Source organism: Saccharophagus sp. K07 (genome assembly GCF_014336955.1).
Taxonomy (GTDB): domain Bacteria; phylum Pseudomonadota; class Gammaproteobacteria; order Pseudomonadales; family Cellvibrionaceae; genus UBA5868.
Genome location: NZ_QRAI01000001.1, coordinates 1,233,217 through 1,259,083 on the forward strand (window position 1 = coordinate 1,233,217; position 25,867 = coordinate 1,259,083).

Sequence of the window (25,867 nt, forward strand, 5' to 3'; positions counted from 1 at the left end):
AATTTGTCTAATTGCGCTGAGGCGTCGACGAAGGATTGGTTGACGCCTTACAGAAAATCCAAATCTGAATTGTTCTGCATAATTTCCTTCAGCTCGTCTTTCTCATTCGTTTGCTGTTCCAGAACTTCTTTGACGAATTTCAGGTAAACCGTATAGACCTGCGGTTCACCTTTTCCTGTATCCACAACGAAAAACGGCGCTCGGTCGACATTGAATTTTTTGGCGATGGCCATTCCAGGTGATTGAGGATCGCGTTCGTCAGCAACCAATACTTCATCGATGCGCGCCATTTGTCCTGAGGATTCGAGTTTCTCTATGACGTCGGCACATTTTTTACAGGGCGATCCGTCGGACAGGATTTTTTTGACGAACGTGATTTTCATGTTTCCTCCGCTATCACCTGCTAGCTCATTCAGCTGTTCGCGGGCTTATTCACCTTTGATATTGCTGGCGTGTAAGCCGCATTCTTTTTTCGTTGCTTCTTCCCACCACCAGCGTCCTTCCCGTTCGTGCTGGCCTGGGCCGACGGGACGTGTGCAGGGTTCGCAACCGATGGAGATAAAGCCGCGCTCATGCAATGGGTTATAGGGAACCTCGTAAGCGCGAATGTAGTTCCAAACCTGCTCCAAGGTCCAATTGGCCAGCGGGTTGAACTTCGTCAGCTTCTCACCGGGGCGAGCGAAAACTTTGTCGTCTTGTATGACGGGAATATTGGCCCGGGTTCCCGGGCTTTGATCCTTGCGCTGTCCGGTGACCCAGGCGTCCAGGGTTAAAAGTTTCTTTTTCAGGGGCCCGATTTTGCGGATCGCGCAGCATTCCTGGTGGTTATCTTCATAAAAGCTAAAGAGACCTTTCTGCGAGACGAGTTCCCTGACGGCATCAGCATCCGGGAACATGATGTCGATCTGAATTCCGTAATGCTTTCGCACTTTCTCGATGAATTGATAGGTTTCCGCATGTAAGCGACCTGTGTCGAGACAGAATACTCCGACATCGGGACGAATCCGGATGGCCATATCCACCAGGACGACATCCTCTGCACCGCTGAACGAGAGGGCAATCTTGTCAAACTCCCCCAGAGCAAACTGCAAAATCTGCTGCGGTGTTTGGTTCTGCAGGTGATTGTCGAGATCAATGACGTTCAAAGTATTCATATTCGGGTGCCTCTTTCGGGGTTGCGAAGGATACCAGACAGGGTCCAGCTTGAGAAATATTGCCCGGTTGTAGCCTTATAACCCTTACGTTCAACCCCGTATCGATTTTCGCTGCGGTTTGCCGGAATGGCGTTGCATCCCACGGGTGAAATCGGTAGATTTGCCGCCGTCCTAGGCTTGGAGGTTCCGTTCCTTTAAGCTGCACACTTTGCCAAACCTGGCTTCTGCGAAGCCAAAACACCCGCTAATTGACCCAGGAGCCATCTGTGGAAATCGCATGTCTCGACCTCGAAGGGGTTCTCGTCCCTGAAATCTGGATTAAGTTTTCTGAAAAAACTGGTATTCCAGAACTACGCGCTACGACGCGTGACATTCCAGACTACGACGAGTTGATGAAAATGCGGCTCGGCATTCTGGCCAAACATGGCCTCGGCCTCAAAGAGATCCAGGAAGTGATCGCGACTCTCCGCCCCCTCGATGGCGCGGCAGAGTTCCTGAATTGGCTGCGCGCCCGCTTCCAGGTGGTTATCCTGTCTGACACCTTCTATGAGTTTGCTGGCCCGCTGATGGCTCAGCTCGGCTATCCGACCCTGTTGTGCCACAAGTTGACGGTCGACGAAAAAGGTATGGTGACGAACTATAACCTGCGTCAGGCCAATCCGAAGCGCCAAGCGGTCTGTGCCTTCAAAACCCTCTATTACCGCACTATCGCAGTAGGTGATTCCTACAACGACACCACCATGTTGGCAGAAGCGGATGTGGGGATTCTGTTCCATGCGCCGGACAATGTGATCGCGCAATTCCCGCAATTCCCTGCAGTGCATACCTACGAGGATCTCAAGCAGGAATTTATCAAAGCCAGCGTGCGCAATATTTCTCTCTAAGAGAAACATTCCCCTTTAAGAGAAACTCCGCAGGTGTCAGGCCGCCGGTTCGGCGGCCTTGTTGTTCATGGCGCGCAGAAACGAGCCGATTTTATGCAGGCTCTCCTCGTATTCCTGATTCGGATCGGAATCGACCACAATTCCACCTCCCGCCCAGGCGTAAAGATTCCCCCCACTTTCTACCAGCGTCCTGATGGCAATATTGAAATCGGTTCGCCTGTTTACGCTGAAATAACCTATAGCGCCGCAGTACACACTGCGAGCTTGCCCCTCCAGTTCCTCGATAATTTCCATCGACCGTTTTTTCGGGGCGCCGGTAATGGAGCCGCCGGGAAAGCAGGACAAAATAAAATCCGGATGAGAAATTTCCGTTTTTAATTCGCCGCTGATAGTGCTAACCAAATGGTGCACATTGGCAAAGCTTTGTACTTCAAATAATTCCGGTACCTTGACGCTGTGAGGCGTGCAATTGCGGCTGAAATCGTTGCGCAGCAAATCGACGATCATCAGATTTTCGGCGCGATTTTTTTCGCTCTGCTGCAGAAGTGTTTTGTTGTTTTCATCTGCTGTTTTATCGGGTCCTCTAGGCGCAGTTCCTTTAATCGGCTGAGTGAGCGCATGGCGCCCGTCGATTTGAATAAAACGCTCCGGTGAGACGCTTAAAACAGAACCTTGCTTCAGTGCGATATAAGCTGCAAATGGACTGGGAACCGCTTGGCGCAGCGTTAAATAGGCGCCTATAGCAGAACCGGTCATTCGTGTGCTGAATCTCTGTGTGTAATTAACCTGATAGCAATCGCCAGCCAATAAATAGTCGCGGGTTTTTTGCAAATTCTGCAGGTAATGTTGGCGGCTTTCGTCCGGTGTAAATGGCTCACAGCAAAAGCTCAGATCGAGATTAATTTCACTCGCCAGTGCTTGTTGCACGGAATGACGCGTTTCCTCGGAGCATGTGTCGAGAAAAACAAGCTGAGCTTGTTCAGTCGCGTGGTCAATGACAAGTGCCCAGTCATACCAGCCGAACCACGCGGGCGGTAAGGGATCGGATTTGGTTGAGGAGATATTGAAGCTTTTATGTCTGTAGCTGTAACCGAAATAACCAATCCATCCACCGCAGAATGGCAGATCTGCTTCAGCGTTTGCCTGCTTGTCCAGTTCTGCGTTTAACACCTGCCGCATAACGTCTTCGTCGCCGCCTTCGAGAACAATGCGGGGCAGGGCGCTCATGACGTCATAGCGCCCGAGCGGCGAACCCGGTTTGCCGCTGTCCAGCCAGACGCAGTGGGGGAGGGGGCTCAGGCGGAGAAATGGCGACTGGGGATTGGCTGGGTAAGGAATTGGGAGCCGGTGCACCGACGACCTCTCGAGGCATATGGGCGGGTGGCTATTGTAGAGATTGAGCTGGCTTCGATCCATCACATAGACTTGGCGGGTTGCATCAACGGATCGAGGTATGAGGTATGGCGTTCTACAGTGCGGCAAATCTGGTGGAACTGTACGATGGTTTCTGCCGGCCTTTTGTGGCCAATGGCCGGCGCTTGCTCCTGCTGCAGGATGGCGGTGAGACCTATGTCGTGGAGAACCGCTGCCCCCATATGGACGCCCCACTGGCAAATGGTCGGATTGTCGATGGCGCTATTGTCTGCCGTGCCCACGGTATTGGATTTGATCTGCGTTCGGGGCGCGCGAGGGGACCTCTGGCGGATACACTCGATTGTTTGCGTTTTTATCCCGTTGCTTATGAGGGCAACAAAATAGGTGTCGATCTGTAGACGTCTACTAAAGAGATAAGCGAGACAAATTCGAGTCGACCTTGCTGCCGTAGGTCCAGAGGTGTTCAAACTCCCCTAACAATTGGCGCGACTCTGCTCTGGCGCCATGTCGCGCATAGCCCCCAGGTTTGGCTCATCGAGAAAGTGCACCAGATGGGTGGCGTCAACGCAGAAAAATCCCATTTGTGTTTCCGGGTTGTCTTCCAGGCATGTGCGGAGTTGGATATGGGACGGCAGTCTTTGCGCGAGCACCACCAATGGATGGTCCCGGCCATAGAGTTGCCGAGGATCGCGCACCAGAATACGAACCTTGGTTTGCGGCCCTCGCCTGGCCAAGGCGGAAAGCAGGGAGACAAACTCGTCATCGCCGTAAAGCACAGGTACAAGTTGCTGGCTAAAGATATCGATCGTACGGATTGCCTGTTCGGCAAAACTGCGCATAACCGGCAGGATATCGGAAGGGTGATGGAGTGGATATACGCCCGGTTCTTCCGCTGTCATATCAGTCCGCCAAGTCTTTTACCATTCGAATATGAAGAATACCTGCATCCCAAAAGGGCTGCCCTTCTTTTTCGAACCCAAAACGCTGGTAAAAGTCGCAAGCGCTGATTTGTGCATCGAGATACACACCGGCAAAGCGTTTTTGTTGCGCCAGCTTTAGGACGGCAGTCATCAATTCGGAGCCGACCCCTTGGCGGCGATAGGGCTGGCGCACGGCCATGCGGGTGATCTTGCCGCTGGGGAGGAAACGAACGGTTCCAATGGCTGTATTAGTTGATTGCTCCAGCGCGAGAAAATGAGTCGCCTGCTCATCATATTGGTCCCATTCTTCCGACTCTGGAACCTTTTGCTCTTCGATAAAAACTTCTCTTCTGATTGCGGCAAGTACGTCTTTCTTGTCGGTCCATGAAACCTGTTCGACGTGAATCACTGCAAATAACCCTCATCAATAAAGTGGTCGATAAGAGCATCTTCTTCGGCGGTGGTCGGAGAAGCTGGCGCGCCGGAGCAGATGGCCTCTGCTAAGCGAAGAGAACACGTGTGCTGTTCGCCGTTGATATAGAGAACCGCAGTTGTTGCGTTTACTTGGCGGTAGGCTGCACGAGTTCCCGGACTCAGGGTCAGGTTGGATTCCTCAACCTCGTATTGCAGGGACTCGCGCCGCGGTTGGGTCATAAAGCGGCCGAACCAATCAAAGATCCGCTCGTCGTCCGCCAGCATTTCCTGTAGCAAAGATTTGATGGCGCCTAGGTCGGCTTGCGTGATCAAACCTGGGTTTGCCGCAGGTTCGCGACCTGGATCGGAGAAGCGCTGATCTTCCGTCAGAGTTGATGCTATTTCCTGGCTGCAGTCCAACAGAATTTCCGCATGACTGGGCGCGCGGAAACCAACGGAATAGGTGACGCATTCTCCTTGCGCAATGCCCCAGTGAGCGACTCTTGGCGGCAGGTAGAGAATATCTCCTGGCTCCACAACCCATTCTTCGGTGGTGTCGAATTCCGTCAGGATTTTGCACGGTGTATCGGTGCGTAACGAGCTGTTGGAATCACAAGTCTGACCGATTTTCCACAAACGCTTGCCGCTCGCCTGCAATAAAAACACGTCGTAATAATCGAAGTGCGGGCCAACGCCGCCCTGATCGACGGCGTAACTCACCATCAGATCGTCGACCCGCCAGTTGGGAATAAAGCGGAATCGGCGCAGTAAGGCATCCAGATCCGGATGTAGTTGATTGACTGCTTGTACCAGCAGGGTCCAATGTTTGGCGGGTAGGGAGGCAAACACATCTTCTTCGAAGGGACCGTGGCGCATCTTCCAGGCGCTCTGCAACGGTTGTTTCGCCTTGGGCTTTTCCACGATCAGACGGCTTTCTACGCCTTCTTCGAGCGCGTAGCCGCCGAGTTCGTCGGGATCGATCTGCGGTATGTCTGGCAACCCCTGACGAATCAACAGGGGCTTTTGTTGCCAGTAATCGCGTAAAAAATCCGCGATGGAAAGGTCACCGAGATGGGGCAAAATCCGGTCATTACTCATCGCGGCGCCTTCTCGGTTAGTCGACAAAAGAGCTGATATTTAACGCTTGTTCTTTGGCGTTGCCGGTATAGGTTGCGGGTGTCAGCTCCAACAGTTGCTGCTTGGCTTCAGCCGGCAGGTCGAGCGTCGCGATAAAGTCGCGGATCAGCTCTCGGGTAATGGCCTGACCGCGAGTCAGAGCTTTCAATTTTTCGTAAGGCTCTGGTATACCGAAGCGGCGCATAACGGTCTGGATGGGTTCTGCCAGTACTTCCCACGCGTCGTCCAGGTCGGCAGCAAGCGTGGCGTGATTGGTTTGCAGCTTGCTGATGCCTTTCAATACGGCGCTGTAGGCGATCAGGGCATAACCAAAACCAACGCCCATATTGCGCAGCACAGTGGAGTCCGTCAGATCCCGCTGCCAACGAGAAATGGGCAGCTTGCTGGCAAGATGGTTGAGTACAGCATTGGCAAGGCCGAGGTTACCTTCAGAGTTCTCAAAGTCGATCGGGTTGACTTTGTGAGGCATAGTCGAAGAACCGACTTCGCCCGCGATGGTTTTCTGCTTGAAGTAACCGAGGGAAATGTAGCCCCAGACATCCCGGTTGAAGTCGATCAGGATGGTGTGGAAGCGGGCAAAGGCATCGAACAGCTCCGCGATATAGTCGTGCGGTTCGATTTGGGTGGTGTAAGGGTTCCAGGTCAGCCCCAGACTGGCGACAAACTTCTGCGCGTGAGCTTGCCAATCAACTTTGGGATAGGCGCTGAGGTGCGCATTGTAGTTACCGACGGCGCCGTTGATTTTGCCGAGTATTTCGACTTTTTCGATCTGCTGGATCTGGCGCTGCAGACGCGCAGCCACGTTGGCCATTTCTTTCCCAACTGTGGTCGGGGATGCAGTTTGTCCGTGAGTGCGGGACAGCATGGGAACATCAGCATTGTCGATGGCGAGCTGTTTGATGGCGCGAGTAATAGCGCGCAATTCCGGCAGCAGGATTTGATCTCGTCCCTGCTTGAGCATCAAGCCGTGAGACAGATTGTTGATGTCCTCAGAGGTGCAGGCAAAGTGTACAAACTCCAGGACTTTGGCCAGCTCCGGATGGTCCTTGATTTTCTCCTTGATGAAGTACTCCACCGCTTTTACGTCGTGATTGGTGGTGGCTTCAATGCGTTTGATCTCCTGGGCATCGGCCTCGCTGAACTGGGCAACCAGTTGATCAAGTCTGGCGCGAGCTGAATCGCTGAGGGGCGGTACTTCCTCAATCCCGTCGTTTTCTGAAAGCGCCTGCAGCCAGCGCACTTCCACTTCGACGCGCGCACGGATCAAACCGTATTCACTAAATACTGCACGTAGAGCGGCGGTTCTGGCGGCGTAGCGGCCATCAATTGGAGATACTGCGGTGAGGGATGAAAGGTTCATGTCTGCCCCGTATGGATCGTCAATGGGATTGCCCGGCAAAGACGGCGCCGGGCTGGACAAAAAGCGCGCATGATACGCCAATAAAGGAAGAATTAGGAGTTGGAAATCTCCAATCGCGCCCGTTTCGCTTCTTCCAACAACTGCTCGGCAGTCTTGATGAGCTGGCCGCGTTGAAAGAGGAAATGCCAGCGCGTACCTCCCAACTGGCGCCACAAAATGGCGGCCCGTATGGCGCACAGCAACAAAACGCGAACCTGATTGGCGATACGGCTTTGTTGCAGATATTGATATTCGCCAACCACCTGGATCCGAAACGGAAAGGTGCTGATGGTTTCGGTGTAAATTGACGCGATATTGGCGATAACGTTTTCGTGAGTGATGCCAAAGTGCTGCATTTGATGGCGGCACTGATCCAGGCGCTCAGCAATTTGATTCAACATGGCACGGTTGCGCAGCAGGCGCTTCTGCAAATGCACAACGCCGAGGCAATAGCTGATGAGAGCTGTTTGCTGAGGCCCTTTGTTGCGTTGCAGAAGGTCAATCAAGACTTCATAACCGCGCAACAAATTAGTCGCGTTACCAAAAACCGCCTCGGTGGTCGGGGGATTTTGTGCAAACAGACTTTGTACTGCTGTTTTGAAATCTTCGCTATCGAGATATCCCGTTTTTGCAAGTTTGTCCACTAAGTCGACAGCCTGGGTAATCCCAGCGAGTGCGATGACCAAATTGCGCCACTTATCCAAGGTTACTGCTTCCTGTTGTTGTGATGGTTAAATACTTTGTAATGACTAAAAATTAATCTAATTGAATGCTCGTTCTATGACACCGCCTCCCAGGCAAATATCACCGTCGTACAAAACGACGGATTGCCCCGGAGTAATGGCACGCTGTGCGGAATCGAAAGTCATTTGAATTTGAGAATCCTGTACTTCGACCTCACAAGGCTGATCGGCTTGTCGGTAACGTACCTTTGCATAACAGCGGAACTTGTTTGCCGGAGGTGCGCCATTGATCCAATGCGTTTGTGTGGCGGTCAGATTTTTCTTAAACAGAAGAGGGTGGTCGGATCCCTGAACCACAATCAGCTCATTATCTTTAAGGTTTTTTTCAGCGACATACCAAGGCTCTTCTTTTTGCCCTGCCACGCCCCCTATACCCAAACCTTGCCGTTGACCAATGGTGTGATACATCAGGCCCAAGTGCTCACCAAGGGTTTTCCCTTCAGGGGTTTTTATCAAACCTGGCTGTGCAGGCAGATACTGTTGCAGGAAGTCTCGGAACCGTCGTTCGCCGATAAAACAAATGCCTGTGCTGTCTTTTTTGTTGTGAGTGACAAGTCCGTGCTTCTCTGCCAGTTCCCGCACCTTGGGTTTTTCCAAATTGCCTATTGGGAAGATAGTTTTGGCAAATTCGGCTTCGCCGACTGCATGCAGGAAGTAGGTCTGATCTTTATTTTCATCAAAACCTTTTTGTAAATAAGTGCGACCATCGCGCAGCAATGTTCGAGCGTAGTGACCAGTGGCAATTTTGTGCGCGCCGAGCATTTGTGCGTATTCGAGGAAAACTTTGAATTTAATTTCGCGGTTACACAGAATATCCGGGTTCGGGGTTCGTCCCGCTTTGTATTCGCTTAAAAAGTATTCAAAAACATTATCCCAATATTCCGCAGCAAAATTTGCAGTGTGCAATTTGATGCCGAGTGTGTCGCACACTTTTTGCGCGTCTTCTAGGTCGCGTTTAGCCGTGCAATACTCCGTGCCGTCATCCTCGTCCCAATTTTTCATAAACAACCCTTCCACCTCATAACCTTGTTGCAGGAGGAGAAGAGCTGAAACGGAAGAATCCACGCCGCCGGACATGCCGACGATCACGCGAGTTTGATGCGGTTGGATGGAATCTGTCATGAATTAAACTCAACTATGGATATTAAATTGCGCTAGCAATGCCAGCGGATAGCGCACGCCACTGCGGTATCTCTCGATATCGGAGAGCACTAGAGGGCTGCGCAATTCATTTTTGCGGGCATGAATTTCGTCATAGGCCAGCCAGACTGCTTCGATAATTTCCTTGTCGAGTTTTGCTCCTTCAATTTTTTCGATTGGTGTCGCAGCGAATGTTGTGCGCAAATAAGTTATGCCGTTAGGCGCGTTGTACAAATTAAGAGCAAGCACATTCTGGATGTCGACTTTCCAGCCCGTTTCTTCGATGGTTTCGCGTATGGCGGCTTCAATCAAAGTTTCGTTCGGGTCTACATGCCCGGCAGGTTGGTTGTAAACAATACCAACGTCGGTTTGTTCATGAACCAGCAAAAAACGTCCATTTTTTTCCACAACTGTTGCAACAGTTACATGCGGTGTCCAAATCATCTGTCGACTCTCCGGTTTTTGTCGTTGCGGTTTTTATTGAGATTTTGAATTTTGAGATTTTGCGGTAAGTGAACGGATTCAATCCTGAATTCACCGGGCTGCAACGCGCCCAGCTTCCAAGGCCCTATTTGGGTGCGGATAAGTCTTAAAGTTGGAAAGCCGACCGCAGCGGTCATTCTTCGCACCTGGCGATTTCTACCTTCAGTGATAGTGAGTTCGAGCCAACTGGTTGGTATGGACTCTCTGTACCGTACTGGTGGATTGCGCGGCCAAAAAATGGGCTCGGGAATTGCGCGGGCGATTGCCGGAGCTGTCATACCATCGTTGAGCTCAACACCTGCTCGCAGTCTTGCCAATGCATCTTCTGACAAAACCCCTTCAACTTGTACGGTATAAGTTTTTGGCATTTTGTTCCGTGGATTGCAAATTCTGTCCTGCAGAGCACCATTATCGGTTAACAGCAGCAAGCCTTCAGAATCAAAATCCAGGCGACCCGCTGGATAATGGCGCTGCAAATTCGGAGCGGAGAGATAGTCGCTTAAAGTCTGCCGATTGCCAGATTTATCAGTAAATTGGCTCAGAACGTTGAAGGGCTTGTTGAACAGCACAAGTTGCGGCATTGATGGCCAGCTCAAAAAGCCGCCATGTTACCTCATTAAAGGTGCGGGAAAAACACTGCAAAAGTAGTACCGCTGGGATGTTAATAACGGCCTTCGGTCGGATAGGCCAAGGCCGTTTTTTCGATATTTTAAGGTGCCGGGCTGTTATGCGTCAGCCAATTCTGCGGTTGCAGGTTGTGCATTTGCATTTGCCGACGGAGGAGAGGTCTTATCTTGTTGTTTATCTTGGGAAATAACCCTGATGTGAGTGGCATGCATGCCTTTCTGTCCTTGAATAATTTCAAACGTTACCGCTTGTCCTGCTTTTAAGGTTTTATATCCATCCATTTCTATGGATGAATAATGTGCGAAAAGATCTTCTCCGCCACCTTCAGGTAAAATGAAACCAAAACCTTTTGCGTTATTGAACCATTTGACAGTACCAGTAGGCATGACTCGTTCCTTTTGTTGATGCTGTCCCCTTAAACCTCTCCCATTTTGGGGAATTTATTCTTATTTAAATGGTCTCATCCCAACGACCTGAGCACTTTGTAATCAACGCCATTCAGGTTGTCAAGTTTTTCTGCAAATGTCGGTCACATTTTGACGTTATTCAGTACAAGGTGCGTTAAGATATGCCGCTCCGATCACCCACAGTCGTCTCCTAATCCCATGGGTAACATTGAAAATCTTCAACTACCATTAGTTAAAGCGCAGTTGATTCGCGCAAGCATGGATGGCGCAGAAGATGATGATAGGGACGGTGGTCTGGCCATTCAGACGGAGCGGCCGAAGTTAAAACGACCATCGATGTACAAAGTTGTCATGCTTAACGACGATTACACGCCAATGGAATTTGTCGTCGAAACATTGGAAATGTTTTTTGGCATGGATCGTGAAAAGGCCGTGAGGGTCATGCTTACCGTGCATAATCAAGGGAAAGCGACCTGCGGGATTTATTCTCGCGATGTAGCCGAAACGAAAGCAGCCCAGGTCAATCAATACGCTCGTGACAATGAGCACCCCCTGTTGTGTGAGATTGAAGCTGTCGAGGGGGACGAATCGTAGCGAGTCAATTCAGGTGAAAAGGCGATGTTGAGTAAAGAGTTAGAAATTACCCTTAATCTGGCCTTTAAAGGCGCACGTTCCAAGCGTCACGAATTTATGACGGTGGAGCATCTTTTACTGGCTCTTATCGACAATGAATCAGCCGCCAATGTGCTACGCGCATGTGGCGCAAACCTGAATGTGTTACGTCAGGAACTGGTGGAATTTGTTGATTCCACAACTCCTCTTATTCCCGAAACTGACAATGAGCGCGAAACTCAGCCCACGCTCGGCTTTCAGCGTGTGCTGCAGCGAGCGGTATTCCACGTCCAATCTTCTGGAAAATCTGAAGTCACTGGCGCAAACGTTCTGGTTGCCATTTTTAGTGAGCAGGAGAGCCAGGCGGTTTACTACCTGAAACAGCAGAGTGTCGCGCGCATTGATGTGGTGAATTACATCACGCACGGTATTACCAAGGTCTCCGGTGAAACCGATCATGGTTCTGAAGCTGGACACGAGCAATCTGACGACGAAGCAGTATCCACTTCCACAGAAGCGGGTGCAGGAAATCCTCTGGATGCCTACGCAACCAATCTGAACGAAATGGCATTGCAGGGCCGTATAGATCCGCTCGTTGGACGGGATTACGAAGTTGAGCGAGTGGTCCAAGTGCTCGCCCGCCGCCGTAAAAACAACCCGCTCCTGGTGGGTGAAAGCGGGGTAGGTAAAACCGCGATTGCTGAAGGTTTGGCCAAGAAGATTGTCGACCGTGAAGTTCCTGAGATCCTGGCAGACAGCGTCGTTTACTCGCTTGATCTCGGCTCGCTGCTGGCAGGCACCAAATATCGCGGTGATTTCGAAAAGCGCTTTAAAGGCTTGCTTGCTGAATTGAAGAAGCGTAAGCGTGCAATTCTGTTTATCGACGAAATCCATACAATCATCGGCGCAGGTGCCGCATCTGGTGGTGTTATGGATGCGTCCAATCTCCTGAAACCTCTGTTGACCACCGGAGAGCTGCGCTGCATAGGTTCCACTACATTCCAAGAATATCGCGGTATTTTTGATAAAGATCGCGCCTTATCTCGTCGTTTCCAAAAAATCGACGTCAATGAGCCGTCAGTTGAGGACACCTACAAGATTCTCAAAGGCCTTAAGTCTCGCTTTGAGCGCCACCACAACCTCAAGTATACCGACGCTGCGCTGAAAGCAGCTGCCGAGCTTTCCGCTAAGTACATTCATGAGCGTTTTATGCCGGATAAGGCCATTGACGTGATCGACGAGGCTGGCGCTTATCAGCAGCTGCAACCTGCCAGCAAGCGCAAGCGCCAGATCGGTGTTAAGGATGTTGAGGAAATTGTGGCCAAAATTGCTCGAATTCCGGCGAAAACAGTGTCTTCTTCGGACAAAGATCAATTGGCCAAATTGGAAGACACGCTGCGCATGACGGTGTTTGGTCAGGAAGAGGCCATTCAGGCTATTGGCTCTGCCATCAAGTTGTCTCGTGCAGGCCTGTCCAATCATGAGAAGCCGATCGGTTCCTTCTTATTCGCTGGTCCGACTGGGGTGGGTAAAACCGAACTCTGCCGTCAACTTGCCAAGGCAATGGGTATCGAGCTAATCCGCTTCGATATGTCTGAATATATGGAGCGCCATACTGTTTCCCGCTTGATTGGTGCGCCTCCCGGATATGTTGGTTTCGATCAAGGTGGGTTGTTGACCGAAGCTGTTACCAAACATCCACACAGTGTTGTTTTATTGGATGAGATCGAGAAAGCGCATCCAGACGTGTTTAACCTGCTGTTGCAGGTGATGGATCATGGCAAGCTAACCGATAACAATGGTCGCGTAGCCGATTTTCGCAACGTGGTGTTGATTATGACCACCAACGCAGGTGCTGAAGCTTCAAGTCGTGCGTCGATTGGCTTTACTAAGCAAGATCATTCGACCGATGCTATGGAAGTGATCAAGAAGACCTTCTCGCCGGAGTTCCGCAACAGGCTGGACAGCATTATCCAGTTTGGTTCGCTCAGCATGGATGTCATTAAGACTGTGGTTGATAAGTTCCTGATGGAACTGCAATCGCAGTTGGACGACAAAAAAGTCACTTTGGAGGTTACTCCGGAAGCGCGCGATTGGCTGGCTGTCAGCGGTTACGACGTGAAAATGGGTGCGCGTCCTATGGCTCGTATCATTCAAGAGAAGATCAAGAAGCCTTTGGCTGAGATGGTATTGTTCGGCTCTCTGAGTGAGAAGGGTGGAGTTGTTAAGATCGATGCCAAGGGTAACGAACTGACCCTGGAGGTTGTGGAGTCTTAAGAGGTCTACAGCTTTGAATACCTGACGCCGTCCCGGAAACGGGGCGGCGTTTTTATTTCCGGCGCTTGTATTATCTGGCGCGGTAAGTGATACGCCCTTTGGTTAAGTCGTATGGAGTCATTTCGACTTTAACCTTGTCTCCAGTCAAAATCCTGATGTAGTTCTTTCGCATTTTTCCTGATATGTGTGCGGTCACGACATGGCCATTTTCCAGCTTGACCCGAAAAGTCGTGTTTGGAAGCGTATCGATTACCTCTCCTTCCATTTCAAAATTGTCTTCTTTCGCCATTCGGCTCTTTCCTCAGGTTACGCGCTTAGGGTTGGATTATGGAGGCATCGCGCTGGCCCCCAAAACGAAGGCGGCAATTTTGCCTGAAATATCGGCAGGTTCCAAGGGATAAGGCGGGATTTTCTATCCGGCTAGTCGAAGGTTAACCAGGTGTTGTTGATATAGGCCTGCAGAGGGCGATACTGGTTTTTGTAGCGCATCTTCTCGCACTCTTTGATCCAGTAGCCAAGATAGACGTAAGGTAAGCCCAGCGATCTGGCCAGGTCGATCTGGCGCATCACCGCCAAAACCCCCAAGCTTCGAGATTCTTCATCCGGGTCGAAGAAGGTGTAAATGGCTGACAATCCCTGATCCAGACGATCTGAAACAGCCACTGCAATCAAGCGACCACTCAGGCGGAATTCCAGATAGCGGGTCACACCCCATTCCGAACTCAAGAAGTCGTCATACTGCTCTCGGGATGGAGGGAACATATCGCCGTCGGAGTGCCGCAGGCAAATGTAGCGCTCGTATAACGCATAGTGTTCGTCCGTTTTGATCGACGACACTATATTCATGGAGACATCTTGATTGCGCTTTTCGCAGCGCTTCTGGGAGCGATTGGGACGGAAAATGTCGACCGGAATGCGCACCGGGATACAGGCTTGGCAATTGCGGCAGTTGGGTCGATAGACGTGAGAACCGCTGCGCCTAAAGCCGAAATCGGAGAGCTCACTGTAGATCCTGCCGTTCATGTTCAGGAGCGGATCGACAAAAATAGTCGTCGCCGAGCGGTTTTTCAGATAACTGCACGGGTGCTCGTGAGTCGCGTAAAGCTTAATCGAGGATATGTCCATCGTCTGAGATTAGTTTTTTTTCGGCAGCCTGCCAAACGGATTGCATTTGCACAATAGTACCCTGATCGCAGCCTTGCAAAAGCACTTCTTCGAACATATCGCGGCTGATGCAGGTGGCACCCAGGGTAAATAAATGACTGCTCGCGACCTGGGCGTCGAACAACAGGAAATCGTTGTTTACCAGAAAACGGGCCAAATGCAGTAATGCCATTTTGGAGCCGTTGGTTTCCCGGCTGAACATGGATTCACCGAAAAACACGCGTCCCAAAGCCACTCCATACAAGCCTCCGACCAAGTCGTTGCCCTGCCAAACTTCCACTGAATGGGCGTAGCCCAGATTATGCAACCTGTTATAGGCCTCCAGCATCTCTGGCGTGATCCATGTACCGGACGAATTTGCGCGTTCCTGACTGCATGCCTCAATGACGGAGCGGAAGTTGCGGTCGATGCTCACTTGCCAAGTGCTCCGCCTGATAAATTTGCGCATGGAGCGCGAGCAATGCACTTGCTCAGGATAGAACACAGTGCGCGGGTCAGGCGTCCACCACAGGATGGGCTGGCCGGGGTTGAACCAGGGGAATATGCCGAGCTGATAGGCTGTCAGGAGCCTTTGGGGGGACAAATCCCCGCCAAATGCCAACAGCCCATTGGGCTCGTCCAATGCGAGGGAGGAGGGAGGGAACTCCAGAGAGTTCCTCTCCAATTGGAACAATCCCACTTATTTCAGATTGTCGAGGTAACGTTCGGCGTCCAGTGCGGCCATACAGCCCGACCCTGCAGATGTAATCGCTTGACGATAGATATGGTCTGCCACGTCACCTGCAGCAAATACGCCGGGCACGCTGGTAGCGGTTGCATTACCGGCAAGGCCGCTTTTGACGACTATATAGCCGTTATGCATTTCGAGCTGGCCAGCGAAAATATCGGTGTTGGGCTTGTGGCCGATAGCGATGAAAATGCCCGCGACATCGATATTGCGCTCGCTGCCATCTACTGTGCTGCGCAGTCTGGCACCGGTAACCCCTGAATCATTTCCTAGAACTTCTTCCAGAGTGTGATTCCAGAGAATCTGAACCTTGCCTTCCTCGACGCGTGCCATCAGACGATCTTGCAGAATCTTCTCGGATTTCAGTGAGTCGCGACGGTGAATCAGGGTGACCTGGCTGGCGATGTTGGCCAGATACAGGGCTTCTTCAACAGCTGTATTGCCGCCGCCGACGACGGCGACCTTTTGATCGCGATAGAAGAAACCGTCGCAGGTCGCACAGGCGCTGACGCCGCGGCCTTGGAAAGCTTGTTCGGAGTCCAGTCCCAAATACTGAGCGGAGGCGCCAGTAGCGATAATCAGCGCGTCGCAGGTGTATTGATCAGACCCGGTCAGACGGAAGGGGCGTGAATTCAGATCAACTTCATGAATGTGGTCGAACACGATTTGCGTATCGAAACGCTCAGCGTGTTGCTGCATTTGTACCATGAGGTCAGGACCTTGCAAGTGGGCATCTCCGCCTGGCCAGTTTTCCACTTCTGTTGTGGTGGTCAGTTGACCGCCTTGTTGCATACCGGTAATCACCACGGGCTTCAGGTTGGCGCGAGCGGCATAGATGGCGGCGGTATAACCGGCCGGGCCGGAACCTAAAATAATGAGGCGGTGGTGCTGGACGTTGCTCATACGAAAATCTCACACGGATGATTAGAACGGCGCTACATCTTACGGGTTCATCTATACCTCAGCAATGTGAAAGCCATCACCCGGGTATTATGCGCCAAGATAAAAGGTAGATTAATCTTTGCTACGGGTGAAATTTCGCGGGCCAACCCGCTACAATGCGCGGCGGGTCAGTTCAGCGGCCATTCAATCCGCTGATTTTTTAATTACACTCAATTGGCCACTTCGCGGCATCGATCAACTGCTCTCTTGCAACGGGACAGAATCTTGAAGTCACAGACAAAAACCGCATCCGGTGCCACAGGCAGCAATGCAGACACTTCCAGCTTATTCAGTCGGATCCTGCGCGAAGGCGTTTTGATCCTGACGCTAGCCGCCTGTGCATATTTAGGCCTCACCCTAATCACCTACGATCCCCACGACCCGGGCTGGTTTCAAACGGGTACGAGCCAGGCGGTTGCCAATGCCGGTGGGCCGGCAGGTGCCTGGTTGGCGGACGTTTTCTTCTCCGTGTTCGGCTTAATGGCCTTTTTATTCCCCTTGATGCTCGCATATCAGGCGTGGTGCGTTTTGCGTGACAAACGCAACCTGCGCGATCCCTTGCTGCTCGCCGTGCGCTTTGTTGGACTCTGCCTGATTATGGTGGCAGGAACGGGGCTGGCGGCTCAGTACCTGAGCGGTTCAGAAGGAACTCTGCCATTTTCCTCTGGCGGGATACTTGGGCTTGGTATTGCTGAAGCTGCGGATAGTACATTTGGCCTTGTCGGCAGCAGTTTGCTGTTGCTTGCCAGTTTTCTATTTGGTTTGACAATTTTTGTGGATTTGTCCTGGATCGCGTTAATGGAGTTCACCGGGCGCAGTGTTTTAAGCCTGGGAGCTTTTATCAAGCACCGATTCACCACCTGGAGCAGAAATCGCAAAGAACGCAAGGAAGTTGCCGAAGTCGTGCAGAAGCGGCGTGAGTCGATCAAAGAACACACCAAAAAGCTGGAGCAGCGGGTCCCCCCGACAATTACTGCCCTCCCAAAACCGCCGGCGCCGAGTCCGCGCGTGCAGAAGGAAAAGCAGCAATCCCTGTTTGATATGCCTGTTACCGGGTCGCTGCCACCAATCAGCTTACTCGACGCGCCCAACAAGACCGGCAGCAAGGGGTATTCCGCCGAATCATTGGAGGCTATGTCGCGACTGCTGGAGTTGAAGCTCAAGGATTTCGGCATCATTGCAGAAGTGACGGAAGTATTGCCTGGGCCAGTGGTAACACGTTTCGAAATCCAACCCGCTCCCGGGGTTAAAGTCAGCCGTATTACCAATCTTGCGAAAGACCTTGCCCGTTCGCTTGCGGTCATCAGTGTGCGGGTGGTTGAGGTTATCGAAGGCAAATCCGTGGTAGGCATCGAAATCCCCAACCAGGAGCGGGAGATGGTGCGTCTGTCGGAAGTCATTTCTTCCGCAGCCTACGACAAGTCCCGTTCGCCGCTGACATTGGCGCTTGGGCATGATATCTCCGGTCAGCCGGTAGTGGCGGATTTGGCCAAGATGCCTCACTTGCTGGTTGCAGGTACCACAGGTTCAGGTAAGTCTGTCGGCGTTAACGCCATGCTGCTGAGCGTTCTGTACAAGGCAACACCGGAAGATGTCCGGCTGTTATTGGTGGACCCCAAGATGCTGGAGCTGTCGGTGTATGAGGGCATTCCGCATCTGCTGGCGCCGGTTATTACGGATATGAAAGATGCGGCCACCGGCCTGCGCTGGTGTGTGGGTGAGATGGAGCGCCGGTACAAGTTGATGGCAGCCCTTGGTGTGCGAAACTTGGCGGGCTACAACAAGAAAGTGGGCGATGCAAACAAGGCCGGAACTCCTATTGCGGATCCGCTCTGGCGCAAGGATGAATCCGGCATTGGCGAAGAGCAGGCGCCAAATCTCGAAACCTTGCCCTTTATTGTTGTGGTGATCGACGAATTTGCCGACATGATGATGATCGTCGGCAAAAAGGTGGAGCAGCTTATCGCCCGGATCGCGCAAAAAGCGCGGGCGGCGGGTATCCATATGATTCTGGCTACCCAGCGACCTTCGGTAGACGTTATTACCGGCTTGATCAAAGCCAATATTCCCACGCGTATTGCCTTCCAGGTTTCCTCGAAAATCGACTCCCGTACCATTCTCGACCAGGGTGGTGCCGAGCAATTGTTGGGGCATGGGGACATGTTGTATCTGCCTCCGGGCACCAGCCTGCCGGTGCGTGTTCACGGTGCTTTCGTAGACGATCACGAGGTTCACAATGTGGTTGCCGATTGGAAGCGACGTGGGACGCCGAATTATCTGGAAGAGATTTTCAGCGAGGCCACGGAAACCACCTATATTCCCGGATTCTCAGAAGAAGGCAGCGGTGGTGGAGAGGGCGACAGCGAGTCCGACCCGCTGTATGACGAAGCCGTGGCGTTTGTCACTGAGTCGCGCAAAGCGAGCATTTCTGCCGTGCAGAGAAAGCTGCGCATAGGCTACAACCGTGCAGCGCGCTTGATTGAGCAAATGGAGGCTTCCGGTGTCGTTTCAGAGATGAGTTCGAACGGTAACCGCGAAGTTTTGGCGCCACCGCCGCCTCGTTAATTGACCATGAGGAGTTTCACTTGAGGTTTCTAGCTGCTTTTTTGTGTTTTATTCCCGCCCTTGCACTGGCGGATGCTGCCCAGGATTTAAAGGCGCGCCTGGACGAAATTCATTCGCTCAAAGGCCGTTTCAATCAGTTGTTAAGCGATAAAAATGGCAAACCACTGCAATCCACTCGCGGTGAATTCGCTGTTAAACGGCCGGGCTATTTTCTCTGGCAAAGTGAAGCTCCCTATGAGCAGACTGTAATAGGCACGCCAGAGAAAGTCTGGGTATACGATCCGGATTTAGAGCAGGTCACCATACGCAAGGCGCAAAATGAGGCCGACGGCAATCCTGCGCGCCTGCTCAGTGGCGATTTGAGTGAAATCCGTTCCACTTACGAGGTTTCCCTGCAAACTGCTGATGGAGCCAGCCGTTTTCAGTTGGTGCCGAAAGATGCGAATAGTCCGTACCGCCATGTCGAGTTTGAATTTAAAGGCAGTCAGCTGGCCGGTTTGGATTTCAAAGACAAGCTGGACCAACAGACGCAAATCAAATTTGAACAGGTTCAGCCCAATGCCGACATTCCCTCGTCCGTCTTCGTTTTCAACCCTCCGCCAGGGACGGATGTAATCGTCGATGAATGAAGATTTATTTGAGTCCGCTGCGGTTGATCACCAGCCGTTGGCGGCTCGTTTGCGCCCGCAGAATCTCGACGAATACGTAGGGCAGGAACACATTCTGGGTCCGGGCAAACCCTTGCGCAAGTCCCTGGAGCGCGGACAGCTTCACTCTATGATCCTGTGGGGGCCGCCAGGGGTCGGCAAGACGTCGTTGGCGCAGCTGATCACGCGTCATATGGACGCGGCATTTATTCCGCTTTCCGCAGTATTTTCCGGTGTTAAAGATATTCGCGCAGCGGTTTCCAGTGCGCAGGTGGAGCGCCAGAGAAGCGGGCGCAAAACCGTTCTGTTTGTCGATGAGGTTCACCGTTTCAACAAAGCGCAGCAAGACGCATTTTTGCCGTACGTGGAAGATGGCACGGTGGTATTTGTTGGGGCCACCACGGAAAACCCGTCGTTTGAAGTCAATAATGCGCTTTTGTCGCGCACCCGCGTTTATATCCTCAAAAGTTTAACCAACGAGCATTTGCAGGAAGTTTTACGGCGCGGCTTGGAAACCCCTGTCAGGGGCTTGGGCGAACGGCAATTGCAGATTGACGATGAAGCGAGAGTGATGCTGCTGCATGCGGCAGATGGCGATGCTCGCCGGTTGCTCAATCTGCTGGAAATTGCTGCCGATCTCTTGGACGACGGCGAAACTATCACGCGCGATACTTTGGCGATGGTATTGGCTTCAGATGTGCGCCGTTTTGATAAAGGCGGCGATCTGTTTTACGAACAGATTTCAGCGCTGCATAAATCGGTACGTGGCTCAGATCCTGACGCGGCACTTTACTGGTTGGCCAGAATGCTGGATGGCGGATGCGATCCGCTGTATATCGCCCGTCGAGTCGTGCGCATGGCGAGCGAGGATATAGGCAACGCCGATCCACGCGCTTTGCAAATTGCCCTCAATGCCTGGGATGTGCAGGAACGTCTCGGTAGCCCTGAGGGTGAATTGACCATCGCTCAAGCCGTGGTGTATCTGGCGTCCGCCGCCAAGTCCAACGCTGTGTATAATGCGTTCAAATTGGCTCGTGCGGACGTGCAGTCGTTGCCAAGCTTTGACGTGCCTATGCATTTGCGCAACGCACCCACGCAATTGATGAAAAACATGGATTACGGCAAAGGCTATAGATACGCGCATGATGAAGAAAATGCGTTTGCCGCCGGGGAACGATATTTTCCGGATGAAATGCCGAGTCGGATTTATTACGAGCCAGTTCCGCGGGGGCTCGAAGTGCAGATTGGCGAAAAGCTCAAGCATTTGCGCGAGCTGAATCAGCGCGCGACAGCAAGCGCAGTGTCATCGAAGAGCAAATCGTCATGACGTGGCTTGCGGTTGCAATTGGCGGTGCCATAGGCGCGATGGCCCGGTACGGATTATTGCTGTCCTTATCGCACCGCCCCGACCGTTTTCCGGTGGCGACATTTCTCGCCAATCTCTGCGGCTGCTTTTTGATGGGAGTGCTGTACGTGCTGATCGTGCAAAGAGGTGTTATTCCCACCAGTTGGAGGCCCTTTTTGACGGTTGGTTTTCTTGGTGCTTTTACAACGTTTTCGACATTTTCGTTGGAAGCTTTATTGCTCTGGCAAAACCAGCAACCGCTGATTGCGGTTCTTTATGTGACAACCAGTGTGGTGGGTTGCCTTGTGGCTGTATGGCTTGGGTACACCGCAATGCATTTTTATTTTTCACAATAACAACCTTATCGGACTTTTATGTTAGATCCCAAATTCATTCGCAATCACCTCGAAGAAGCCGCTGCAATTCTTGCCAAGCGTGGAGTGACGCTGGATGTGGAAAAAATCAGCGCCGTTGAGGAAAGACGCAAAAAAATCCAAACGCACTGCGAGAATTTGCAACAAGAGAGTAAAACCCGGGCCAAAAATATTGGCGCGATCAAAGCTAAAGGCGGAGATATAGAACCACTGCTGAAAGAAGTTGGCGACCTGAAGCAGCAGTTGACCCAAGCAGAAGCGGATTTGGCAGCGGTTCAGCAAGAGTGGGAAAGCCTGCTCAGTTCCATTCCAAACTTCCCTGCAGATGAAGTGCCCGTCGGCAAAGATGAAAACGACAACGTGGAAATTCGCCGCTGGGGTACACCGCGCACGTTTGATTTTCCCATTAAAGATCACGTTGATCTCGGAGCTGATCTGGCGCAATTGGATTTTGAAGTGGCCGGGAAAATTACCGGTTCACGTTTTGCGGTGATGAAAAGTTCACTCGCACGCCTGCACCGCGCGTTGATTCAATTTATGCTCGATACCCACACATCTGAGCATGGTTATCAGGAAGTCTATGTGCCTTATATGGTCAACAAGGATTCCTTGTTTGGCACCGGACAGCTGCCTAAATTCGAAGAAGATCTTTTCAAATTGCAGGATGAGCGCGAATTTTATCTGATTCCTACGGCAGAAGTGCCGGTCACCAATTTGCTGCGCGATGAAATCGTCGACGAAAAAGTGCTGCCGTTGAAATTTACCTGTCACACCCCGTGTTTCCGCTCCGAAGCGGGCAGTTATGGGCGCGACACGCGCGGCATGATTCGCCAGCATCAGTTTGAAAAAGTTGAGTTGGTGCAATTTGTTCGCCCGGAAGATTCTGAGCAGGCACTGGAAACTTTGACCTCTCATGCAGAGACTATTTTGCAGAAATTGGGATTGCCATATCGCACCGTGGTTTTGTGCACCGGCGATATGGGATTCTCTTCTGCAAAAACCTACGACATTGAAGTCTGGTTGCCGTCGCAAAACAAATATCGGGAAATTTCCTCTTGCAGTAATTTCCGCGATTTCCAGGCGCGCCGCATGAAAGCCCGTTATCGCAGCGCAGCAACTGGCAAGCCCGAACTTCTCCATACCTTAAATGGATCGGGTCTGGCGGTCGGACGTACATTGTTGGCGATTATGGAAAATTACCAGCAAGCCGATGGCAGCATCGAAATTCCTGCCGTCTTACGCCCCTATATGGGCAATTTGGAAGTCATTCGCCGAGCTTAAGTTGTGGACTATTTGCCTCTGTTTTTTGATTTGCGTGGAAAGACTGTTTTACTCGTCGGTGGAGGAGTGGTCGCTCTGCGCAAAGCTCGTTTGCTGCAAAAAGCCGGGGCAAAAATCCGCGCGGTTGCGCCGGAAATAGCCGTCGATTTGGCAGAGTTGGTTAAGGAAGGTGCAGGTGAGATTATTCGCGAAAATTATTCCTCCGTGCATCTGAATGATGTAGTGCTGGTCATATCTGCAACGGATGATGCACAGGTTAATAACCAGGTGGCGGAAGATTGCCATTCTCGACGTTTACCGGTGAATGTTGTCGACAATCCCGAGTTGTGCAGCGTCATTATGCCGGCCATTGTGGATCGCAGCCCTTTGGTGATTGGCATCAGTAGCGGCGGTGAAGCGCCGGTTTTGGCGCGTATGGTGCGGGCTAAATTGGAGAGCCTGATTCCGGCCGCCTACGGTGGACTTGCTCAACTGGCCAGCCGCTTGCGTGATCGCGTCAAACGCCATTTTACCGATGGCGACGCCCGGCGCCGATTTTGGGAAAGTGCTTTAAGCGGACCTGCGGCAGAACTCGCTTTAGCAGGAGACCTCCGCGCCGCGGAAGCCGAGGTGGTACGTCAATTGGACCATCCACAGGGTAAGCGGGGAGAGGTTTATTTGGTGGGCGCAGGTCCTGGCGATCCGGATCTACTGACCTTCAAAGCGCTGCGCCTGATGCAGCAGGCCGAAGTAGTGCTCTACGACCGCTTGGTGTCAGAACCTATTTTGGACTTGGTCCGCCGCGATGCAGAGCGAATTTACGTCGGAAAAAAACGCGCTGATCACGCCCTCGAGCAGACCAAAATCAACCAACTACTGGTGGATTTGGCGCTGCAAGGAAAGCGGGTTTTACGTCTTAAAGGTGGCGATCCCTTTATTTTTGGCCGCGGTGGGGAAGAGATTGAGCTGCTGGCGCAAAATCAGATTCCTTTCCAGGTTGTTCCTGGTATTACCGCTGCGTCTGGCTGTGCCTGTTATGCGGGAATACCCTTGACTCACCGGGATTACGCGCAATCCGTGCGGTTCGTGACAGGGCATCTGAAGGACGACAGCTGTAATCTGTCCTGGAATGAGTTGATTGGCGACGATCAGACCCTGGTGTTTTATATGGGGCTCGCCAGCTTGGGCGAAATTTCCCGCCAGTTGATCTCTCATGGTAAAAGCCCGTCTACACCTGCCGCGTTGGTGGAGCAGGGCACCACGCGCCGGCAGCGGGTCCACGTGCAAACCTTGGAGTCCTTGCCGGATTACATCGCCCATAACGATGTACATGCGCCAACTTTGTTGATCGTCGGCGGTGTTGTTTCACTCCACGACAAGCTGAAATGGTATGAGCCCAGGGAGACGGCCGCAGCGCGTTTTAAAGTTGGCTGGTAATAGGCCGATATATAAGTTAAAGGCCTTAAAGAAATGGCATGGTTATGGTCAAGATCTTTCACCCCAATCCAATAATGCCTGCGCCTGTTGCTCGTCCGCGGGACCGCACCAATGATGTGGCGTCATCCGCCCCTACCCATGAACAAAAACAGGAAGTGGCGGCGACTGCCCCCTTTGTCGAACGCCGCAAATCCCGTTCAGACCGACGCGAGAAGAGGGCCTCCAGAGGCCCGTTTGATATGCGCAGCGGCCGCGACCGGCGAAAAAATTCCGGGCCCTATCCCTCAATCGAGATAGATGTTTAGTTAGGAGCGAGCCAGTTGAGTTCAGGGTTTGGGGAACTGCAGGATAACCCGCGTTCCTTCGCCGACCTTGGATTTGACCTGAATACGTCCGCGGTGTGATTTCACCACTCTCTTTACGATTGCCAATCCCAGTCCCGATCCGGGATATAAATCCTTGCTGTGCAGCCTTTCAAAAGGCGTAAAGATACTGCCGAGTTTGTCCGCAGGTATGCCTATTCCGTTATCCTCGACAACAATAGTGATATTGTCATCATTCGTTTCTGCCGAGACCTTGATATAAGGTCGTTCGCTTTGGTTGTACTTTATTGCGTTACTGAGCAAGTTCGAAAATAACAATTGAAGTTGGGAGAGATTGCCTTTGATTTCCGGCAGACTTTCCACTTCGATAATACCGTTTTTGCGCGCTACTGTTTCTCCGAGCATGTCGGCTGCGTTTCTCGCCGCCAAAGTCACAGGTACGGCGGAATAAGTGTCTGACAGCGAATCGATGGAAAGAAAATCCTGTAAATCCTCGATAAGGCGTTGAATGCCTTCAATTTTGGTTGAAATTTTGTCGAGATATTCAAACGGCAGGGAGGTTTCTTGTGGATACTTTTTCTGGGTTTCACGTTTAAAAATCTGCGCAAAACCGGAAACTTGCCACAAGCTGCTTCTGAAATCGTGCGTGAGACTGTAACAAAACGCTTTGTAATCTTCGTTTTTTTCCAATAAAGACTGAGTCAGTTTTTTTCGTTCAACAGCGTAATGGCAGGCGCGCACCAATTGCGAGGGTGTCAGTTCGTCTTTCGGTAGAAAATCCTGAATACCTTCTTTCACCAGTCGGTTTGCCAGCTCGTCGTCATGCAGCGATGTGAGCACAATAATTGGTGGCGCATCTTCGAGATTTTTGATTATGTCTACGGTATTTTCGATAGGTGAATCGGGTAATTTCAAATCGCACAAAAATACATCGACATGCTGATGATTGATGTGATGAATGGCGTCATTTAGAGACGTGTAAGATTGGATTTTGCAGTCGTTGCCAAAACTGCTTTTCAATATGTCTACGATCAGTTCCAGGTGATCCTGGTTGTCTTCTGCAATCAAAATATGCATCTGGAATCCTCAGAATCAGTAAACGTTTTTCGGTAGAGCAGATTTGAGCCGCCGATCGAGAAGGGGGAGGATCAGCTCTTCAAACACCGATGCCTGTAGGGGTTTGGAGAGATACATTTCCGCTCCGGACTTCAGGCAGATACGCATTTCTGATTCATTTGTTGATGTGCTCAACATAACAACGGGTATATGTTTAAGGGCGGCATCCTGCTTGATCGCGATAAGCGTTTCTATGCCATTCATACGCGGCATTTTTAAATCCATTAAGACAACACTTGGCAATGTGGCTGATGTTCTGAGGTAATGCAAAGCATCCTCACCATTTTTTTGAATGTCGATCGCAATTTCTGACGAACAATCCTGAATGGTGGCTTCTAACAGCTCTGCATGGTCAGGATTGTCTTCAACGATCAAAATCAGCCGGTGCTCGTCCAT

The 25,867-nt window shown here is 51.6% G+C and carries 28 protein-coding genes; 10 read left to right on the forward strand and 18 right to left on the reverse strand.

The annotated features are described in order from the left end of the window. Positions 1-47: 47 nt before the first annotated feature. Both DWB84_RS05300 and DWB84_RS05305 read right to left on the reverse strand, forming a co-directional pair. The gene (locus tag DWB84_RS05300) at positions 48-383 is read right to left on the reverse strand and encodes a hypothetical protein (protein WP_187408674.1); all 336 of its coding nucleotides are present in this window, start codon (positions 381-383) and stop codon (positions 48-50) included. A gap of 45 nt (positions 384-428) precedes the next feature. Then, positions 429-1,154, reverse strand: coding sequence for a phosphoadenylyl-sulfate reductase (locus tag DWB84_RS05305; protein ID WP_187408675.1), 726 nt, complete (start codon positions 1,152-1,154; stop codon positions 429-431). Between the two features lie 266 nt (positions 1,155-1,420). On the opposite strand from DWB84_RS05305, the gene thrH reads away from it, so the two are divergent. Further along, the gene (thrH, locus tag DWB84_RS05310; protein WP_187408676.1) at positions 1,421-2,038 is read left to right on the forward strand and encodes a bifunctional phosphoserine phosphatase/homoserine phosphotransferase ThrH; all 618 of its coding nucleotides are present in this window, start codon (positions 1,421-1,423) and stop codon (positions 2,036-2,038) included. Between the two features lie 36 nt (positions 2,039-2,074). On the opposite strand, the gene pabB is transcribed toward thrH, so the two are convergent. After that, positions 2,075-3,391 carry an aminodeoxychorismate synthase component I gene (pabB, locus tag DWB84_RS05315; RefSeq protein WP_187408677.1) on the reverse strand — a complete coding sequence of 439 codons (1,317 nt, stop codon included), beginning with the start codon at positions 3,389-3,391 and terminating at the stop codon, positions 2,075-2,077. Between the two features lie 107 nt (positions 3,392-3,498). Between pabB and DWB84_RS05320 the strand changes: the two genes are divergently transcribed. Continuing rightward, a complete protein-coding gene (locus tag DWB84_RS05320; protein ID WP_187408678.1) occupies positions 3,499-3,810 on the forward strand; it encodes a Rieske 2Fe-2S domain-containing protein in 312 nt (103 codons plus the stop codon). A gap of 75 nt (positions 3,811-3,885) precedes the next feature. Here the strand turns inward: DWB84_RS05320 and DWB84_RS05325 are convergent, their stop codons facing one another. From DWB84_RS05325 to cspD, 9 genes are all read right to left on the reverse strand, one after another. Beyond that, the gene (locus DWB84_RS05325; RefSeq protein WP_187408679.1) at positions 3,886-4,311 is read right to left on the reverse strand and encodes a hypothetical protein; all 426 of its coding nucleotides are present in this window, start codon (positions 4,309-4,311) and stop codon (positions 3,886-3,888) included. A 1-nt stretch (position 4,312) separates the two neighbouring features. Beyond that, complete coding sequence (locus DWB84_RS05330) at positions 4,313-4,741, reverse strand: GNAT family N-acetyltransferase (protein WP_187408680.1); 429 nt, start codon at positions 4,739-4,741, stop codon at positions 4,313-4,315. Beyond that, the gene (locus DWB84_RS05335; protein WP_187408681.1) at positions 4,738-5,844 is read right to left on the reverse strand and encodes a cupin domain-containing protein; all 1,107 of its coding nucleotides are present in this window, start codon (positions 5,842-5,844) and stop codon (positions 4,738-4,740) included. The genes DWB84_RS05330 and DWB84_RS05335 overlap by 4 nt, the downstream gene beginning before the upstream one ends. A 16-nt stretch (positions 5,845-5,860) precedes the next feature. After that, positions 5,861-7,243: an adenylosuccinate lyase gene (gene purB, locus DWB84_RS05340; RefSeq protein WP_187408682.1), complete on the reverse strand. Its 1,383-nt coding sequence runs from the start codon at positions 7,241-7,243 to the stop codon at positions 5,861-5,863. A 92-nt stretch (positions 7,244-7,335) separates the two neighbouring features. Next, positions 7,336-7,986, reverse strand: a complete 651-nt coding sequence (gene hflD / locus DWB84_RS05345) for a high frequency lysogenization protein HflD (protein ID WP_187408683.1) — start codon at positions 7,984-7,986, stop codon at positions 7,336-7,338. 57 nt (positions 7,987-8,043) lie between these two features. Continuing rightward, entirely contained in the window at positions 8,044-9,147 is a 1,104-nt protein-coding gene (mnmA, locus tag DWB84_RS05350) for a tRNA 2-thiouridine(34) synthase MnmA (RefSeq protein WP_187408684.1), read from the reverse strand. Positions 9,148-9,156: 9 nt separating this feature from the next. Further along, positions 9,157-9,609: an NUDIX hydrolase gene (locus DWB84_RS05355; RefSeq protein WP_187408685.1), complete on the reverse strand. Its 453-nt coding sequence runs from the start codon at positions 9,607-9,609 to the stop codon at positions 9,157-9,159. Further along, a complete protein-coding gene (locus tag DWB84_RS05360) occupies positions 9,606-10,229 on the reverse strand; it encodes a pseudouridine synthase (RefSeq protein ID WP_187408686.1) in 624 nt (207 codons plus the stop codon). The genes DWB84_RS05355 and DWB84_RS05360 overlap by 4 nt, the downstream gene beginning before the upstream one ends. 144 nt (positions 10,230-10,373) lie before the next feature. Then, positions 10,374-10,661, reverse strand: a complete 288-nt coding sequence (cspD, locus tag DWB84_RS05365) for a cold shock domain-containing protein CspD (RefSeq protein ID WP_187408687.1) — start codon at positions 10,659-10,661, stop codon at positions 10,374-10,376. A 219-nt stretch (positions 10,662-10,880) separates the two neighbouring features. Here cspD and clpS point away from each other — a divergent pair, with 219 nt between their 5' ends. After that, positions 10,881-11,276, forward strand: a complete 396-nt coding sequence (clpS, locus tag DWB84_RS05370; RefSeq protein ID WP_187408688.1) for an ATP-dependent Clp protease adapter ClpS — start codon at positions 10,881-10,883, stop codon at positions 11,274-11,276. A gap of 24 nt (positions 11,277-11,300) precedes the next feature. After that, positions 11,301-13,571, forward strand: coding sequence for an ATP-dependent Clp protease ATP-binding subunit ClpA (gene clpA, locus DWB84_RS05375; protein ID WP_187408689.1), 2,271 nt, complete (start codon positions 11,301-11,303; stop codon positions 13,569-13,571). Positions 13,572-13,641: 70 nt separating this feature from the next. Here the strand turns inward: clpA and infA are convergent, their stop codons facing one another. The 4 genes from infA to trxB form a co-directional block, all read right to left on the reverse strand. Beyond that, positions 13,642-13,860, reverse strand: a complete 219-nt coding sequence (infA, locus tag DWB84_RS05380; protein ID WP_187408690.1) for a translation initiation factor IF-1 — start codon at positions 13,858-13,860, stop codon at positions 13,642-13,644. Positions 13,861-13,991: 131 nt separating this feature from the next. Then, the gene (locus DWB84_RS05385; protein ID WP_187408691.1) at positions 13,992-14,696 is read right to left on the reverse strand and encodes an arginyltransferase; all 705 of its coding nucleotides are present in this window, start codon (positions 14,694-14,696) and stop codon (positions 13,992-13,994) included. Then, positions 14,677-15,399: a leucyl/phenylalanyl-tRNA--protein transferase gene (gene aat / locus DWB84_RS05390; RefSeq protein ID WP_255428840.1), complete on the reverse strand. Its 723-nt coding sequence runs from the start codon at positions 15,397-15,399 to the stop codon at positions 14,677-14,679. Before aat ends, DWB84_RS05385 begins: the two co-directional genes overlap by 20 nt. Positions 15,400-15,414: 15 nt before the next feature. Next, a complete protein-coding gene (trxB, locus tag DWB84_RS05395) occupies positions 15,415-16,365 on the reverse strand; it encodes a thioredoxin-disulfide reductase (RefSeq protein WP_187408692.1) in 951 nt (316 codons plus the stop codon). Positions 16,366-16,629: 264 nt separating this feature from the next. Between trxB and DWB84_RS05400 the strand changes: the two genes are divergently transcribed. Genes DWB84_RS05400 through cysG form a run of 6 tightly spaced genes read left to right on the forward strand, consistent with a single transcriptional unit; the run spans position 16,630 to position 24,032 of the window. Continuing rightward, positions 16,630-18,969, forward strand: coding sequence for a DNA translocase FtsK (locus tag DWB84_RS05400; protein ID WP_187408693.1), 2,340 nt, complete (start codon positions 16,630-16,632; stop codon positions 18,967-18,969). 20 nt (positions 18,970-18,989) lie between these two features. Further along, positions 18,990-19,598, forward strand: a complete 609-nt coding sequence (gene lolA, locus DWB84_RS05405; protein WP_187408694.1) for an outer membrane lipoprotein chaperone LolA — start codon at positions 18,990-18,992, stop codon at positions 19,596-19,598. After that, positions 19,591-20,943 (forward strand): replication-associated recombination protein A, encoded by a 1,353-nt coding sequence (locus DWB84_RS05410; RefSeq protein ID WP_187408695.1) that lies wholly within the window; start codon positions 19,591-19,593, stop codon positions 20,941-20,943. Before lolA ends, DWB84_RS05410 begins: the two co-directional genes overlap by 8 nt. Next, positions 20,940-21,317: a fluoride efflux transporter CrcB gene (gene crcB / locus DWB84_RS05415; RefSeq protein WP_187408696.1), complete on the forward strand. Its 378-nt coding sequence runs from the start codon at positions 20,940-20,942 to the stop codon at positions 21,315-21,317. Before DWB84_RS05410 ends, crcB begins: the two co-directional genes overlap by 4 nt. Positions 21,318-21,335: 18 nt before the next feature. Beyond that, positions 21,336-22,616 (forward strand): serine--tRNA ligase, encoded by a 1,281-nt coding sequence (gene serS, locus DWB84_RS05420; RefSeq protein ID WP_187408697.1) that lies wholly within the window; start codon positions 21,336-21,338, stop codon positions 22,614-22,616. Positions 22,617-22,619: 3 nt separating this feature from the next. Further along, positions 22,620-24,032, forward strand: a complete 1,413-nt coding sequence (gene cysG / locus DWB84_RS05425; protein WP_187408698.1) for a siroheme synthase CysG — start codon at positions 22,620-22,622, stop codon at positions 24,030-24,032. Positions 24,033-24,358: 326 nt separating this feature from the next. Here the strand turns inward: cysG and DWB84_RS05430 are convergent, their stop codons facing one another. Further along, positions 24,359-25,432 carry a hybrid sensor histidine kinase/response regulator gene (locus DWB84_RS05430; protein ID WP_187408699.1) on the reverse strand — a complete coding sequence of 358 codons (1,074 nt, stop codon included), beginning with the start codon at positions 25,430-25,432 and terminating at the stop codon, positions 24,359-24,361. 15 nt (positions 25,433-25,447) lie between these two features. After that, a complete protein-coding gene (locus tag DWB84_RS05435) occupies positions 25,448-25,867 on the reverse strand; it encodes a response regulator (RefSeq protein ID WP_187408700.1) in 420 nt (139 codons plus the stop codon).

Excerpts from the sequence above, each read along its gene's own strand:
- DWB84_RS05325 (WP_187408679.1), bottom strand. The coding sequence starts at position 4,311 with ATGACAGCGGAAGAACCGGGCGTATATCCACTCCATCACCCTTCCGAT.
- DWB84_RS05300 (WP_187408674.1), bottom strand. The coding sequence starts at position 383 with ATGAAAATCACGTTCGTCAAAAAAATCCTGTCCGACGGATCGCCCTGT.
- infA (WP_187408690.1), bottom strand. The coding sequence starts at position 13,860 with ATGGCGAAAGAAGACAATTTTGAAATGGAAGGAGAGGTAATCGATACG.
- DWB84_RS05410 (WP_187408695.1), top strand. The coding sequence starts at position 19,591 with ATGAATGAAGATTTATTTGAGTCCGCTGCGGTTGATCACCAGCCGTTG.
- DWB84_RS05430 (WP_187408699.1), bottom strand. The coding sequence starts at position 25,432 with ATGCATATTTTGATTGCAGAAGACAACCAGGATCACCTGGAACTGATC.
- DWB84_RS05320 (WP_187408678.1), top strand. The coding sequence starts at position 3,499 with ATGGCGTTCTACAGTGCGGCAAATCTGGTGGAACTGTACGATGGTTTC.
- clpS (WP_187408688.1), top strand. The coding sequence starts at position 10,881 with ATGGGTAACATTGAAAATCTTCAACTACCATTAGTTAAAGCGCAGTTG.
- purB (WP_187408682.1), bottom strand. The coding sequence starts at position 7,243 with ATGAACCTTTCATCCCTCACCGCAGTATCTCCAATTGATGGCCGCTAC.
- DWB84_RS05360 (WP_187408686.1), bottom strand. The coding sequence starts at position 10,229 with ATGCCGCAACTTGTGCTGTTCAACAAGCCCTTCAACGTTCTGAGCCAA.
- DWB84_RS05355 (WP_187408685.1), bottom strand. The coding sequence starts at position 9,609 with ATGATTTGGACACCGCATGTAACTGTTGCAACAGTTGTGGAAAAAAAT.
- DWB84_RS05335 (WP_187408681.1), bottom strand. The coding sequence starts at position 5,844 with ATGAGTAATGACCGGATTTTGCCCCATCTCGGTGACCTTTCCATCGCG.
- crcB (WP_187408696.1), top strand. The coding sequence starts at position 20,940 with ATGACGTGGCTTGCGGTTGCAATTGGCGGTGCCATAGGCGCGATGGCC.
- mnmA (WP_187408684.1), bottom strand. The coding sequence starts at position 9,147 with ATGACAGATTCCATCCAACCGCATCAAACTCGCGTGATCGTCGGCATG.
- clpA (WP_187408689.1), top strand. The coding sequence starts at position 11,301 with ATGTTGAGTAAAGAGTTAGAAATTACCCTTAATCTGGCCTTTAAAGGC.
- DWB84_RS05435 (WP_187408700.1), bottom strand. The coding sequence starts at position 25,867 with ATGGACGAGCACCGGCTGATTTTGATCGTTGAAGACAATCCTGACCAT.
- cspD (WP_187408687.1), bottom strand. The coding sequence starts at position 10,661 with ATGCCTACTGGTACTGTCAAATGGTTCAATAACGCAAAAGGTTTTGGT.
- DWB84_RS05305 (WP_187408675.1), bottom strand. The coding sequence starts at position 1,154 with ATGAATACTTTGAACGTCATTGATCTCGACAATCACCTGCAGAACCAA.
- DWB84_RS05385 (WP_187408691.1), bottom strand. The coding sequence starts at position 14,696 with ATGGACATATCCTCGATTAAGCTTTACGCGACTCACGAGCACCCGTGC.
- trxB (WP_187408692.1), bottom strand. The coding sequence starts at position 16,365 with ATGAGCAACGTCCAGCACCACCGCCTCATTATTTTAGGTTCCGGCCCG.
- serS (WP_187408697.1), top strand. The coding sequence starts at position 21,336 with ATGTTAGATCCCAAATTCATTCGCAATCACCTCGAAGAAGCCGCTGCA.